Source organism: Prosthecobacter sp. (genome assembly GCF_034366625.1).
Lineage (GTDB): Bacteria > Verrucomicrobiota > Verrucomicrobiia > Verrucomicrobiales > Verrucomicrobiaceae > Prosthecobacter.
Genome location: NZ_JAXMIH010000006.1, coordinates 914,980 through 928,323, shown reverse-complemented (window position 1 = coordinate 928,323; position 13,344 = coordinate 914,980). Strand labels below are relative to the sequence as shown.

The 13,344-nt window shown below is 60.2% G+C and carries 13 protein-coding genes; 7 read left to right on the top strand and 6 right to left on the bottom strand.

The window, feature by feature from the left end; all coding sequences use genetic code 11:
- Positions 1–21: 21 nt before the first annotated feature.
- A complete protein-coding gene (locus tag U1A53_RS06525) occupies positions 22–399 on the bottom strand; it encodes a globin (RefSeq protein ID WP_322279760.1) in 378 nt (125 codons plus the stop codon).
- A gap of 166 nt (positions 400–565) precedes the next feature.
- On the opposite strand from U1A53_RS06525, the gene msrA reads away from it, so the two are divergent.
- The 4 genes from msrA (at position 566) to U1A53_RS06505 (ending at position 3,957) form a co-directional block, all read left to right on the top strand.
- Positions 566–1,240, top strand: coding sequence for a peptide-methionine (S)-S-oxide reductase MsrA (gene msrA, locus U1A53_RS06520; protein WP_322279758.1), 675 nt, complete (start codon positions 566–568; stop codon positions 1,238–1,240).
- 132 nt (positions 1,241–1,372) lie between these two features.
- Entirely contained in the window at positions 1,373–2,032 is a 660-nt protein-coding gene (locus tag U1A53_RS06515; protein ID WP_322279757.1) for a hypothetical protein, read from the top strand.
- Positions 2,033–2,089: 57 nt separating this feature from the next.
- On the top strand, positions 2,090–3,409 hold the full coding sequence (locus U1A53_RS06510) for a DUF2157 domain-containing protein (RefSeq protein WP_322279756.1): 1,320 nt from the start codon (positions 2,090–2,092) through the stop codon (positions 3,407–3,409).
- The gene (locus tag U1A53_RS06505) at positions 3,406–3,957 is read left to right on the top strand and encodes a GDYXXLXY domain-containing protein (RefSeq protein WP_322279755.1); all 552 of its coding nucleotides are present in this window, start codon (positions 3,406–3,408) and stop codon (positions 3,955–3,957) included. Before U1A53_RS06510 ends, U1A53_RS06505 begins: the two co-directional genes overlap by 4 nt.
- Before the next feature lie 122 nt (positions 3,958–4,079).
- Here U1A53_RS06505 and U1A53_RS06500 read toward each other — a convergent pair whose 3' ends face one another.
- Complete coding sequence (locus U1A53_RS06500) at positions 4,080–5,345, bottom strand: Gfo/Idh/MocA family oxidoreductase (protein ID WP_322279753.1); 1,266 nt, start codon at positions 5,343–5,345, stop codon at positions 4,080–4,082.
- A 213-nt stretch (positions 5,346–5,558) separates the two neighbouring features.
- Between U1A53_RS06500 and bioB the strand changes: the two genes are divergently transcribed.
- On the top strand, positions 5,559–6,590 hold the full coding sequence (gene bioB, locus U1A53_RS06495; protein WP_322279752.1) for a biotin synthase BioB: 1,032 nt from the start codon (positions 5,559–5,561) through the stop codon (positions 6,588–6,590).
- 7 nt (positions 6,591–6,597) lie between these two features.
- Here bioB and U1A53_RS06490 read toward each other — a convergent pair whose 3' ends face one another.
- The 4 genes from U1A53_RS06490 to U1A53_RS06475 form a co-directional block, all read right to left on the bottom strand.
- The gene (locus tag U1A53_RS06490) at positions 6,598–7,161 is read right to left on the bottom strand and encodes a hypothetical protein (RefSeq protein WP_322279751.1); all 564 of its coding nucleotides are present in this window, start codon (positions 7,159–7,161) and stop codon (positions 6,598–6,600) included.
- 11 nt (positions 7,162–7,172) lie between these two features.
- Positions 7,173–7,931 carry a purine-nucleoside phosphorylase gene (locus tag U1A53_RS06485; protein WP_322279750.1) on the bottom strand — a complete coding sequence of 253 codons (759 nt, stop codon included), beginning with the start codon at positions 7,929–7,931 and terminating at the stop codon, positions 7,173–7,175.
- The gene (locus U1A53_RS06480) at positions 7,928–8,875 is read right to left on the bottom strand and encodes a 2-dehydropantoate 2-reductase (protein ID WP_322279749.1); all 948 of its coding nucleotides are present in this window, start codon (positions 8,873–8,875) and stop codon (positions 7,928–7,930) included. Before U1A53_RS06480 ends, U1A53_RS06485 begins: the two co-directional genes overlap by 4 nt.
- Before the next feature lie 313 nt (positions 8,876–9,188).
- Positions 9,189–11,654, bottom strand: coding sequence for a DEAD/DEAH box helicase (locus U1A53_RS06475; RefSeq protein ID WP_322279747.1), 2,466 nt, complete (start codon positions 11,652–11,654; stop codon positions 9,189–9,191).
- A 109-nt stretch (positions 11,655–11,763) separates the two neighbouring features.
- Here U1A53_RS06475 and U1A53_RS06470 point away from each other — a divergent pair, with 109 nt between their 5' ends.
- Together U1A53_RS06470 and U1A53_RS06465 are read left to right on the top strand one after the other, a co-directional pair.
- A complete protein-coding gene (locus U1A53_RS06470) occupies positions 11,764–12,639 on the top strand; it encodes a serine acetyltransferase (protein WP_322279746.1) in 876 nt (291 codons plus the stop codon).
- Between the two features lie 3 nt (positions 12,640–12,642).
- Complete coding sequence (locus tag U1A53_RS06465) at positions 12,643–13,266, top strand: SprT family zinc-dependent metalloprotease (RefSeq protein ID WP_322279745.1); 624 nt, start codon at positions 12,643–12,645, stop codon at positions 13,264–13,266.
- Positions 13,267–13,344 lie beyond the last annotated feature (78 nt).

The following is a 13,344-nucleotide window of genomic DNA, read 5'->3' as shown; positions in this document are numbered from 1 at the left end:
TGCCTGACAAGCAGCGTTTCATTAGGCCCGGTTTTGCATCATGTCCGCCACCTGCGCGAAAAATGTCCCAATGACCGCGCCTTCCTCCGGCGAAATCGACACCTCCTCCATCGCCTCGCTCATCAGCTTCATCCAACGATCCCGCTCCGCCTCGCCAATGGCAAACGGCATGTGCCTCCCTCTCAAACGCGGATGTCCCCGCTCCTCGATGTAGGTCTGCGGCCCGCCGAAGCGATACACGATGAAATCAGCCAGCCGCTTCTCCGCTCCCGCCCAGTCGTCCGGCGGATACATCTTTCCGATCACGTCATCCACCTGTACACGCCGGTAAAACGCCGTCACCATGCTGCGCAGCTTTGTTTCGCCCACACGGGCGCAGAGAGTTGAGATTTCGTCCATTGGGTCAGCATAAACACCGCAGGGGGACAGGAAAGCACGAGTCTGACTTCCTTCCCAACACCGCGTTTCTCATGGAAAAACCATCTTGCCGGGAATTCCGCCGAAAGTTTCACTTCTCACTCGACGGATGATTGACTCAACCGTCCCATTCGTTCGTATCCACGTCATGAAAACCGCGCTCACCCTCCTCACCACCTTCCTCATGGCTTCTCTTGCCCCAACCTCTTCCGCTGCTGACGCCCCCGCCGCCAAAACCGAAACCGCCATCATCGGCGGCGGCTGCTTCTGGTGTGTCGAGGCGCAGTACCTTCTCGTCAAAGGCGTCAAGAAAGTCGTCAGCGGCTACGCCGGCGGCAAAACCGAGAACCCGACTTATGAGGACATCTGCACTGGCGACACCGGCCACGCCGAGGTCATTCAGATCGAGTTCGACCCCGCCGTCATCACCTACAAAGAAATCATCGATCTCTTTTGGGACACCCATGATCCCACCAGCGTGACAAAAGAAGACATGGTCAAGCACGGCAAGCTCCTGCCCAAAGGCACCGCCTTCCAAGGCAACGACTACGGCACGCAGTACCGCTCCGCCATCTTCTACACCAGCGATGCGCAGAAACAGATCGCCGAAGCCTCCAAGACCGTTGCCCAGAAGAACTGGAAAGACCCCATCGCCACCGAGATCGCCCCGCTGAAGAAATTCTACCCAGCCGAGGACTACCATCAAAACTTCAAAGCCCTCAATCCCAACCAAGGCTACGTCCGCGCCGTCGTCGATCCCAAGACCGAGAAGTTCAAGCACACGCTCGAAGACAAAGGCAAGATCAAGCCCGAGGCGAAGTGAGCCGGCCAAAGTGGTCCGCACCTCGCGAAGCGCGCCGAAGGCAATCCTCTGTGCGGTATCTCTGATTCTTTCCAAGGCGGAGGCAACCCCTCCGCCTTTCTTCTTGCTATGCGGTGACCATTCTGGCGGAATATGAACATGAGTATCAAACACAGTGCCGCACGAATCACCGTGTTGGCCTGTGCTGCTATTGGGGCAGCAGTTGGCATAGCAGTTCAAACCTTGCGGTTAGCAATCAGATCGCAGGAGTACCACTCGTTGGCAGTTGTTGTGGCAACGAATTGGCCCCAAGCAGAAGACAGCTATGTCGCTGCTGCGGAAGATCATGCTCGTGTCATCATCGAAGTTTTGGAGTCTTCCGAGATGAGGCGTCGCGCATTGGAACGCGTGAGGGCTCTGAATCCCGAGCCAAAAGAAACCAAATTAGAATTTCGTGTAGCGCAGGCCAAAGGCAGTGCCGTCTTCAATATCCTCGCTACAGGCCGAGAGCCGAAGTTCACTCGCGTTTATCTCGATGCATTGCTCGATGAGGTCATGGCTTGGCAGAAGGAAATGGCCGGACGCATGGAGGGTGGTGATCCCAACAAACCTCAGTTGGTCGCAATCCAAAGCCGTGCTTCGCCATCCACAAGAATTGTTGAAGACTGGACAATAAGTCTTGGCTTTGGAGCTGTCATGGGAGCCATTGCCGCTGCTGCGGTTTGGCACTTAGCCACCATTTCCCTTTTGTCGGGCAAGCCCCATTCGGACGATCAATCTGCATCGCTTTCCTCAATCCCACCATCCAGTTAATCAATTCGTCACGCGTTTCCGATTCGCACACACTCGCCGCGCTCCTTCCCTCCCGCCATGAACACCTCCCACCACCGCTGGCTCCTCGAACAACTCCCGAAGTGGGAAAGTGAAGGCCTTCTTACCAAGGACGCATCACGCACCTTGCGCGAGCGGCATGCGGTGGATGCCTCACAGCCTGGGGCCGCACAAATCATCATGGGTTCACTCGGTGCGCTACTGATTGGCACCGGTTTGATCACCATCATCGGCTTCAACTGGGACGACTTCTCGCGGCCAATGCGGCTGGTGTTCGCCTTTCTGCCGCTGCTGCTCAGTCAGTTGTTCAGCCTGCGGGTGATGCTGCGTGGAGACGCTGCCGCAGCCTGGGTGCGCGAGACAGCGGCGCTGCTTCAGGCGCTTTGCACGGGAGCCTGCATCGCTCTCGTCTCGCAGATCTACAACTTGGGTGGCGAGTGGCCGGATTTTCTCTTCTGGTGGTGCCTGCTCAGCCTCCCGCTCGTGTGGGTGATGAATTCGAGCTCCGTGGCCATCTTCTACCTCATCGGCATTGCGGAATGGAGCATTCATCAGGTGTGGGGACATCAGCCCTGGCATGCCAGTCCGATGATCTACCCGCTGCTGCTGCTCGGTCTCTTCCCGTTCTGGCCGGGGTGGAAGTTGGAGCGTCCGCTGTCCACCACGCTGCGCTGGGTGATGACGATCAGCGCCATCTGCGGCCTGTGTGCGGCGGCGCATTATGCCACGAGGATGCATTTCGCGGACTCCTGGGGCCACTTTGACGTGACGCTCTGGCTGTGGGTGCTCACCTCCGCGATGCTGGCGCTGTTTCCGCTGCCCTCATCTGCTCTCGATGCTGCACCGCGTCACAAACCGCAGATCGTCCTCGGCTTCCTGCATCTTCTTCAGTTTGGAGTCGTCGCCACGTTTCTGGACATGGGCCAGGAGCTCGCCAAGGCGGTTCGCGAGGCCTGGCAAGTGCCCTGGACCTGGGTTCTCATCGCGATGATCGCCGCCTTTGCCGTTCATGCGGTCCTGCGTCGCCGCTGGGCGGTCTTGTCCGTCGCCTCCATCGCCCTCACACCTGTGCTCACCCTGGTCATGGGCGAAGCGGCCCAGGCCGTCCTGCCCTGGCTCATGACGCTGCATCTTTCCCTCATCGGCATCACGCTCATCGTGCTGGAGTTCACCGGGAGGCGCGGCGCACCTCGATTGGGAGCCGCCTTGCTCTGCGTGCTCATCATCGCCCGCATGTTTGAAAGCGAGCTGTCACTCCTCACCAAAGGACTGGCCTTCATTGTCATCGGCGTGGCCTTCCTGGCTTTTAACATCTGCATGAGCCGTCTTGCCCGCCCAAAACAACTCCTCCAGCCATGAAAGCCCTTCCCCTCATCATCTTCGCCATTGCCGCGTTCGCCCAGTGGGCCGCTCCCTTGTCCCAAATCTGGACGCATGAGCAGACGCTCACGCAAGGCACGCTCATCAAGCTCAAATGCAGCGCCCCGGACCCTTACGATCCGTTGCGTGGCCGGTATCTCGCGGTGCGGCCGGAGCAACGTGAAGCCAGCGTGCCTGCGGGTCTGAAATTGGAAAGCGGCACGCATGTCTATGCCACCCTCACCACGGGTGCCGATGGCCTCGCCACCATCACCAACCTCTCGCTCACACCTCCCACCAGCGGCGATTACATCCGCCTGAAGTCAGGCTATGTGTATAGCGAGAAGACCAGCATCGAGTGGCCGTTCGAGCGCTTCTACATCAACGAAAAACTCGCCCCTGAGGCCGACAAATGGTTCGCTGAGAACATCCGCAGCACCCAAGGCATCATCGCCGAAGTGCGCGTGCTCAACGGCCGTGCCGTGCTGGCTGATCTCAGTCTTGATGGCCGCTCGTTTCGCGAAATCCTCAAAGAGCGTGTGAAGTGACAAGGTAGGGCGGGCTGTCCTCAGCCCGCCGCGTTACGCCAACTCGTTCACGAATGTCTCTTCGTTTGAACGGAGCGTACCGGCCTGCGGCGGCGCTTGCCAGGAGCAAGCGCCCTACCAATTCAAATCTTCACATCCCACCCTTTGCGGTAACCCTCGCGGCCCCAGAGCTTCATTGCTTCGGCGTTGTCGAGCACCTTGCCGGTCTTGGGATCACACTTCACCACCGTGTTCGTGCGGTAGGCCATGTTGCCGAGGTGGCACATCATCGTGCTTTTTTGACCTTCGGCGATGGGACTGTTGAGCTTTGCCTCGCCACGAATCGCGTCGAGGAAGTTGCCGATGTGCGCGGGATCACCGCCGCCCGCACCTTTGCCCTTGCTGATCTCGACGCCTTTGGGGTCGTAGATCGTCCAGGTGTCGCGACCTGCGGCCATGGTGCCGTTGTCGCCGTAGAACATGACTTCGGAGAGCGGCTTCTCCGCCGCACGCGGATGACAACTGCTCTGCACCCACTCGCAGCCCGCGTGGCCGAAATCATAGACCGCCGTGCCCGTGTCGGGTGTTTCCTGCTTGTCGTCGTAAAAGTAGCGGCCGCCGTTGTAGGTCGTGCGCAGCGGATAGTCACCCTTCAGGCCCCAGCGCAGAATGTCCAGCGTGTGGATGCCGTTGTTACCGAGTTCGCCGTTGCCCCAGTGCCAGAACCAGTGCCAGTCGTAGTGCGCCAGCGCCTTGAACTCATGCTTCGCATCATCCGGCACCGGACCCTGCCACAGGTTGTAGTCGATGTCCGGCGGCGCAGGCTTCTCGTTCGTGGCGACGGATTTGCGCGTGTTGTAGTAAAACCCACGGCCAAAGCGCACCGGGCCGATGGCACCGCCGTGCAGCGCTTCAATCGCCTCCTTCATCCAGGTGCGGCGCTGATTGCCCATCTGCACCACGCGGTCGTATTTTTTCGAGGCTTCGACGATCATCTCCGCCTCATGCGCGTTCTGGCTGCCGGGTTTTTCCACATACACATGCTTCCCGGCCTGCATGCAGAGCAGCGCGGCGGGTGTGTGCCAGAAATTCGGCGTGGCGATGAAGACCGCGTCCAGCGTCTTGTCATCAAGGATGGTGCGGAAGTCCTTCACTCCCACGCAGGACACCTGCTGCGTGTCGTTGATGACCTTGAGGCCGGCTTCAAGCCGCTTCGGGTCCACCTCGGCCACATACGCGATCTCCACATTCGGCAGCTTCAACAGCGCCTGCACATGTCCCATGCCGCGACCGAGCGCCACAACGGCCACCTTGAGCTTTTTCTGCGCGGCATCGGCAGCGCGGAGTTTTGGCAAAGCGGAGACAGCGGCGAGCGCGGACGTTTGGTGGAAGAATGTGCGGCGGTTCATGGTGGTGAGACAAATCGGGAACGAAATGGTCTGTCTTGCACTTCATCAATCGTCCTCGTCCTCCTACTCGAACTCGTCCTCGATCAAATCGCTCACGCTGCTGATTGCGGCACCGAAGAATCGAGGACGAAGGACGAGTAGGAGGACGAGGACGACTCCAACCCGCACTTTTCCCGTGCATCTCGCCCATTTGCGCCAACAATCCCACGCCCTATGACCTTCGCCGAGCTTCACCGCATTTATCACCAGCCCTTCTTCAACCTCCTCAAGCAGGCCCGCGCCGTGCATGACGAGCATTGGACGGACAATTCGGTCCAGCTCTGCACCCTGCTCAGCATCAAGACCGGCGGTTGCAGCGAAGACTGCGGCTACTGCGCGCAAAGCGCCCGCTACACCACCAGCGTGCAGGCGGAGAAGCTCATGCCGAAGGAGCAGGTCATGGAGCGCGCCCTCGCCGCCCGTGCCAGTGGCTCCACGCGCTTCTGCATGGGCGCCGCATGGAAAGGCGTGCGCAAAGGCACCCAAAAATTCGACCAGGTGCTCGACATCGTGCATGACGTTTCCAAGCTCGGCATGGAAGTCTGCGTCACCCTCGGCGAACTCGGTGCGGACGAAGCCGTCGAACTCAAAGAAGCCGGCGTCACCGCCTACAACCACAACGTGGACACCTCGCCCGAGCATTACCCGAACATCGTCAGCACGCACACCTTTGAGGACCGCCTGCGCACCATCCGCCACGCGCAGGACGCCGGCATGTCCGTCTGCTGCGGCGGCATCCTCGGCCTCGGCGAGACCATCGACGACCGCCTGAAGATGCTGGAGGTCATCTCCAACTTCAATCCGCAGCCCGAAAGCATCCCGATCAACGCCCTCATGCCCATCAAAGGCACGCCGATGGGCGACAACGAGGTCATCGATGCCTTCGCCTTCGTCCGCATGATCGCCGTCACCCGCATCGCCGTGCCGAAGGCCAAGGTTCGCCTCAGCGCCGGCCGCACGAACCTCAGTCGCGAAGCCCAGGCCCTCGCCTACTTCGCTGGTGCCAACTCCATCTTCTACGGTGACAAACTGCTCACCACCGCCAACCCCCGCGCCAACGAGGACATGAAACTCCTCCGCGAACTCGGCCTCGCACCTTTGGAGCCGAATCCGAGCATGGAAGCTCCCGAATCCATGGACGGCGTGCCGCTCAGCCCCTGCTGCGACCATTCGTGCGAAAAGGAAAAAGCGAGCGCCTGCTGCTAGCAAGACCTTAGCCTGCTATGTCCGACCAAAATCGGATCAATCGAAGGTTGTCATGATTCTCGTCGGTTGTTCCTGATGCTAAGTCAAAAGCATCACGAAACTCGTTGTGAAGGTAATCTTCGAGATTCTGGCCATAGTAGATGATGTCTGTTTGATAGACGGAGAACACGGGATTCCCCGCTTCCGCAGGAAAGTCTGGCATGAAGCGATGCGAGAAGATCGGAATTAACTTGGGTGCCTTGGCAACATTTTGTCGGGCAATCTCGAATGCCTCCTGCAAGACCGCAGGTTTCTCGCCCCAATCAGCTAACCAAAAGCTGTTGTGCTCAATATCGAAGCAGATTCCCTCGAAGGGCCACTGCATCCTCTCTAGAATTTCTGTTTTGGCGCCGTTTCGCCAATCAACCCAGCTCTGCGAAACGGGCAGGGCGTAAGCCAGAAACTGTCTCAAGTCTTCCGGGAAGCAGAAACCGTACTCCTGCTCAATTTTGGCGAATTCGCGCTCGCTCAAACCATCTTCAAACAAGACTCCAGCCATCGCGAGGCGCTCTTTGCAGTCAGCAAGGTTCATGACACAGAAAATCACACCACCGCCTTCAACAACCTCGCCAGATACAGGCTCGCGGTCTTGCCGACTTCGACGACTTCTGCGTGATGCAGCGTTTGAGGCTTCAATCCGGCGGCCCAGTTGGTGAGCATGGAGATGCCGGCCACTTCCATGCCGAGCGCACGGGCTTGAATCGCCTCGGGCACGGTGGACATGCCGACGGCGTCGGCACCGAGCGTGCGCAGCATGCGGATTTCGGCGGGCGTTTCATACTGCGGGCCGAGCAGCGCGGCATACACACCTGCGTGCAGCTTCAAACCGATCTCCACCGCCGCCGCGTGGAATTTTGCCGCCCATGCCCGCGAATAGACCTCGCTCATGTCATGGAAGTTCGGCCCGCCGAGCAGAGGCGTGGTGCCCTGAAGATTGATGTGATCCGTGATGAGCATCAAACCACCGACGTGGAAGTGCTCGTCGATCGCTCCCGCCGCATTCGTGAGCACCACACGCTTCACGCCGAGGCTGTGCATGAAACGAATGCCCGCCGTGACTTCCGCGGCGCTCAGCCCTTCATACAAATGCCGCCGCCCTTGCGCGATGAGGATGGGCCGGTCGTGATGACGCGCCAAAACAAAGCGCCCCGCATGCCCCGGCACCGTGGAGGCACTCAAACCAGGCACCTCGGCATACGGCACCTCGCATTCGATCCCAAACGCCTCCGCCACACCGCCGAGACCAGAACCAAGCACGATGGCCGTTTCGGGGTGGGCATTCTGAATTTGGGCGAGGCTCATGCGGCCAATGTTCGAGCGGCAATGCGTTGCTTCAACTGCTGATACAGCTCCGCCACCCTCGGCATCTCGATCCCGGCGGCTTTCGCCCGGCGCACTGGTTCACCCCAGATCGCTTCGAGTTCGACCTCACTGCCTGCGAGGAAATCAATGAGGCTGCTCGGCTTGTAGGTAGACATGGTGCGCGTGCGTTCGATCATCGTGTCGATCAAACCCAGCGGGATCTCGTGACCGAGCCGGCCTGCGGTGACGATAATCTCGCGCATCAAATCGCGCACACGTTGCTCCAAGACCGGATCCGCGAGGATAGCGGCCGTGTCTTTACCACCCGCAGCAATCGAGAGGCCGTTGAAGGGAATGTTCCAAACGAGTTTCTTCCAACACGCCATGACGAGGCTTGCTTCGACGACACAATCGACTCCACAACGGCGAAACTCCTCCGCCAGCGCTTCCGTGCGCGTTTGCGGAGCCCCGCTGTACTCTCCGAGCGTAATCTGCCCCTGCGCGATGTGATGAATCACGCCAGGCGCGATGCGGTTGATGCACACGAAGCACAAGCCGCCCAACACACGCTCCGAACCAAAGTGTCGTGCGAGGAAATCATCGCTGCCGAGGCCGTTTTGCAGCGTGAGCAAAAACGTGTCTGGTTTCAGCAGCGGCGGCAGCAGTTCGAGCAATGTCTCATTCGCCGTCGCCTTCATCGCGATGATCACCAGATCACACGGCCCGATCTCCGCCGTGGTGCGATGACAGTTCACCTGCGACAGGACGAAGTCTCCTAGATGGCTCTGAATCTTCAGCCCATGCCGCTTCACATGCTCGTAATCCGAGCGCATCAGGAAATGCACATCGTTCCCATGCTGCGCCAACCGGCCGCCATAGTAGCAACCGACGGCGCCGGAGCCGATGATGGCGATGCGTGGTGAGGGTTGGATATTAGACGACACGCATTCAGTCTGCGAAGAAGCGGTCCCGATTCAACTCACCCAACGTGATTCGATCCCGAAGGGATCAGAGAAATTAGCCAGGGGTCGAAGACCCCTGGATCAGGTTGGCACCCCAATCTGCCAAAGGGCGCATGCCGGAGGTATGCGAGAGGTTTTTGCCGACCCAGCGACAACGCCCGGCACACGAACGCTTCTCGCATACCACCGGCATGCGCCCTTGATGAAATGGAGGGTTTCTCAAGTTCCAGGGGTGGCGCTCGCTGTGCGAGCTTACCCCTGGCTACCTTCTTTGATCCCTCCGGGATCGAGACATCTATTTCACCATCAAATAATGCCGTGTCTTGCCATGCTTCTGCTTGTTCGTCAGCGGTGGGAGTTCGAGGTGGAAAAAGTGGCGCAGGGTCTTGGTGTGGTGCTTCAAAACGGCTTTTGCGGCTTCTTTGAGTGCGACCCAGCGCTTCCACGGATGATCCGGCGCGTGGCTGATGTGGCGCAGGAGGCTGAGCCATTCGACGTAGGCGCGGGAGATGTCGCCCTCGGCGATGTCGGCCTTCAAATCTTGAGCACCGGGCTGTTCAGGATGCAACATGGCATCGAGCAGTTCCGCCGCGCCTTCGCCGTATTCGATGGGCAGGCCGCTTTCGAGGTAACCGTGATGATTCACGAAGCCAAAGGTGCCGCGACATACGGCAGCAAGGCGTTCGGAGCCGCAATCGAGTGGCAGATCGAACTTCGAACCGCTGCGCAGGTTCGCCAGGTGATGCACGAGATCGTCCGCAGGATAACTTTCGTCCTCCAGCGCCGCGACGACGGCCAAACCCTCGCCGTGCTGGAAGAAGCTGAAGATTTCACCGCGCCGTGTCGGCACGCCGTCCGCGTCGATGAGGCCGAGTGTGCGCCAGGCATGAATCGGCGAGCCGGGACGCGGTTCGCGATCTGTGGTGGCCGTTTCGGGTGTATTGACGCCGGTTTCGTTCTTCACGACAATGCTGCGCTCCTGCGGCGAGAAGAGAAGGCGTCCATGACTGTCCTCATACGCCATCACCTCGACCGGCGAGAGGTCGAAGCAGGCAAACACGAGATTCTCCTTGGTCACCGTGCCGATGAACTCGGGCGCGACGTCTTGAATCACGTCCTCAACATTGGCGAGGATCGCGTTCGCAAGATCACCGGCATGCAGCACTGTGATTTCCTCCAGCGGCACCGTCTCTACTTTGCGCGGCAGCTTCAGCAGGCGGCGGATCGACTTGGTGGGCTTGATGTCATTTCCCTCCGGCGTGCCGAGGCTGATCTCGACGCCGTAAATGACATCTTTCTCGCGCCTGATCTTGCCGACGCGGCCGATGCCATGCGCAAACTTAGCCGCGAAGGCTGGAACACCAAGAATGGCATGCACACGGCTCAAAGGCACGCGTTGCAGCGCATGCTTGTGTTTGCGCTCCCAGTCGCCAAACGAGTTCAAAATCTGCTTCTCCGTCGCTTCGAGGCCGAACAGAGCCTTGGCATTCTCCAACTGCGGATGCGCGACATTCGGCTCCAAGTCCTCCAAACCGAGCAGCGGCGGGACTTTGGCGAAAAGCCGCTCGGAGAAGTGTTTCGCGGCCTCAAACGGGTTTTCCTGCTTCAAGGCCGCGTGCTTCATCACGCGCAGGAAAATCGGCCATGCGAGCAAGGCACCGCGATGCAGACGCGCGGGCCGCGCATCGAAGATCGAGGGGCTGTCGCGACTGGTGACGACGTGGCCTTTGTCATCGAGTCCACGGCGTCCGGCACGGCCGTACATTTGCAGCAGCTCGTCGGGAGCCAGTTTGTGCTCGCTGCGGCCGTCATGGTAGGTCGTGCCGGCCACATGGACGCTGCGCACGGAGAAATTGATGCCAGCGGCCAGTCCCATCGTCGCCACGATCACGCGGAGCTGCCCCGCCTTTGCCAGCGGCTCGATTACTCCCGCACGCGCACCATACGAAAGGCCGCTGTGATGAAACGCGATGCGTTTTTCGATCAACGTTGCCAGATCCTTGCCGCATACGGCCCGCTGCTCCGGCGTGAGCACGAGCGGATCACCCATCGGCAGATCTGCGGCGAGGCGACGTGCGATGGACTCGGCTTCCTTGCGGCGTGGTGCGAAAATGAGCAGCGGCGCGAGATCGGCGATCATCACGGCGGCGGCAAAGCGAGGCCAGTAGTTTTCAAACTGGCGCTGACGCTGCGGCAGTGTCTCCATCGGCACTTCTTCGAGCGGCACGGGCCGTTCCTTCGTCAAGACGACCTCGGCTTGGCGATTCAGCCCACGCAGCCAAGCCACCACGTCCTGGGGATTCGCCACGGAGCCGCTGAGCAGCAGCAAACGAGTGTCCGCCGGTGCCAGTGCGATGGCCGCTTCGTAGTTCGCACCGCGAGAGTGATCCGAGATCATCTGATACTCGTCGATCACGAGCAGCGCCGGTCCGATGCCGCGCACGAGGCGTTCGAGCTGCGTTTCCAGCGTCGCCACCACGACTGGCGCATCGACATTCTCCGCGATGTCACCCGTGGCGATGCCCACATTCCACTTCGCTTCTTTCCACTCGGCGTATTTGTCATTCGCCAGCGCCCGCGTCGGCACGGTGTAGATCGCAGGGCCTGGCAAATGCCGCCCTTGGTGTAGCAGCTCAAAGATGTACGTCTTCCCTGCCCCAGTCGGAGCGCTGACGACCACATCCGTGCCCGCCCGCAACAAATTCACCGCCTGGTGCTGCCAGGGGTCGGGAAGTTTGAGCTGGTTGAGGGACGGAAGCATGTTATTCACAAGGCGCGGCTTGGTTACGAACAACTGCACACGAACGCAACCAAGGTTTGTGTGATGCCTCGCTTGAATCCACCGCGTAGCACTGTATCGCTCACGGAAGATGGACTGCCGCCAGGATGAGATCGTCAAAAGCCTCATGGCCTCGTATCACGAGGTCGGAGGGATCAACCACGTCGATTGCGGGAACCTGCCGTCGAAGCAGGCGATTGCGTCGTTGTGCGAGGATCTGCTGCACCTCTTGTTTCCTGGCTTCTTTTCCGAAGAAGCCGTGTCATCGGACGAGCTTCAGCTCATGACGCACGAGCTCGTCGCGGGCATCCGCCAGCGGTTGAACGTCGAAGTGCGCCGCACCGTGCGGTTGAACGGCGACATTGCTCCCACGGAGAGCGAGGGCCTCGTGTGCCGTTTCATGCTGGCGCTGCCGCAGGTGCGGGCGCTGCTGCAAACCGACGTGGAGGCCGCGTTCGAGGGTGATCCGGCGGCACGCGGCTTTGAGGAGATCATTCTCGCGTATCCGGGGCTGGAGGCGATCGCCATCCAGCGCACGGCACATGTGCTTTTCAAAGAAAACGTGCCGCTCATCCCGCGCATGATGACGGAGTGGGCGCATGGCCGCACGGGCATCGACATCCATCCCGGCGCGGAGATCGGCACGCATTTCTTCATCGACCACGGCACCGGTGTGGTGATCGGCGAGACGGCGACGCTGGGCAATCACGTCAAACTTTATCAAGGCGTGGGCCTCGTGGCACGCTCGCTGGCCGCCGGGCAGGCCTTGCGTGGCAAGAAGCGCCATCCCACGCTCGAAGATCACGTCACGGTGTATGCGAATGCGACGATTGTCGGCGGCGACACGGTCATCGGCGCGCGCAGCACGATTGGCGCGAATGTTTTCATTCTCGAATCCGTGGCTCCTGACATGCTTTACGCGTTAGGACAGCAGGAGCACAAGGTGCAGGTGAAAAAGCAGAAGTAACCCATGCTCGATCTCTCCCAACTCAGCTTCGATTTCTCAGCGCTTCCACGCTGGATGCCGTTCCGCACGGTACGTGAGCTGGAGCCTGAGGAAGCACCTGCGCCTACGGAGGAGGCCGTGCTGGATGGTCGTGATGCCGTGTTGGAAGAACAGACGCGGGCGATGCTGCTGGCGCTGGAGCTTCCCGGCGGTGCGAAGCTCGTCACCGTGACGTGGAATGCGCGGCTGCGCAGCACGGCGGGCTACGCGCGCTACCCGAGCTGGGCCATTGAGCTGAATCCGCGTCTGCGTGAGTTTGAAGGCCAGGTGGACCGCACGTTGAAGCACGAGCTGGCGCATTTGATCGCCTATCACCGCAGCGGTCGCCGCCGCATCGAGCCGCATGGTCACGAATGGCGTCTGGCGTGTGCAGATCTCGGTATTTCGGGCGAGAAGGCGCATCACCGTCTGCCGCTGCCGCGCAACGAGATCGAACGCAAGCTGGCTTACACATGCCCGGCGTGCCAGACCACGGTTCAGCGCGTGCGCAAGTTCCGCCGTCCCACCGCCTGCCTGCACTGCTGCAACCGCCACGCGGGAGGCCGTTATGACGGGCGTTTCAGGCTTGTGCTGATGAGCGGGACCTAGGCGGGCTCATTTTTTGAGCATGGAAGTTTCTGCCAAGCACGGCCCTTCGGTCTGCGTTTAGGCTTGACCATCAGGCCA

Coding starts and splice junctions, on each gene's coding strand:
- U1A53_RS06475 (WP_322279747.1), bottom strand. CDS start 11,654: ATGCTTCCGTCCCTCAACCAGCTCAAACTTCCCGACCCCTGGCAGCAC.
- U1A53_RS06505 (WP_322279755.1), top strand. CDS start 3,406: ATGAAAGCCCTTCCCCTCATCATCTTCGCCATTGCCGCGTTCGCCCAG.
- U1A53_RS06485 (WP_322279750.1), bottom strand. CDS start 7,931: ATGAGCCTCGCCCAAATTCAGAATGCCCACCCCGAAACGGCCATCGTG.
- U1A53_RS06470 (WP_322279746.1), top strand. CDS start 11,764: ATGGACTGCCGCCAGGATGAGATCGTCAAAAGCCTCATGGCCTCGTAT.
- U1A53_RS06510 (WP_322279756.1), top strand. CDS start 2,090: ATGAACACCTCCCACCACCGCTGGCTCCTCGAACAACTCCCGAAGTGG.
- bioB (WP_322279752.1), top strand. CDS start 5,559: ATGACCTTCGCCGAGCTTCACCGCATTTATCACCAGCCCTTCTTCAAC.
- U1A53_RS06465 (WP_322279745.1), top strand. CDS start 12,643: ATGCTCGATCTCTCCCAACTCAGCTTCGATTTCTCAGCGCTTCCACGC.
- U1A53_RS06525 (WP_322279760.1), bottom strand. CDS start 399: ATGGACGAAATCTCAACTCTCTGCGCCCGTGTGGGCGAAACAAAGCTG.
- msrA (WP_322279758.1), top strand. CDS start 566: ATGAAAACCGCGCTCACCCTCCTCACCACCTTCCTCATGGCTTCTCTT.
- U1A53_RS06515 (WP_322279757.1), top strand. CDS start 1,373: ATGAACATGAGTATCAAACACAGTGCCGCACGAATCACCGTGTTGGCC.
- U1A53_RS06500 (WP_322279753.1), bottom strand. CDS start 5,345: ATGAACCGCCGCACATTCTTCCACCAAACGTCCGCGCTCGCCGCTGTC.
- U1A53_RS06490 (WP_322279751.1), bottom strand. CDS start 7,161: ATGAACCTTGCTGACTGCAAAGAGCGCCTCGCGATGGCTGGAGTCTTG.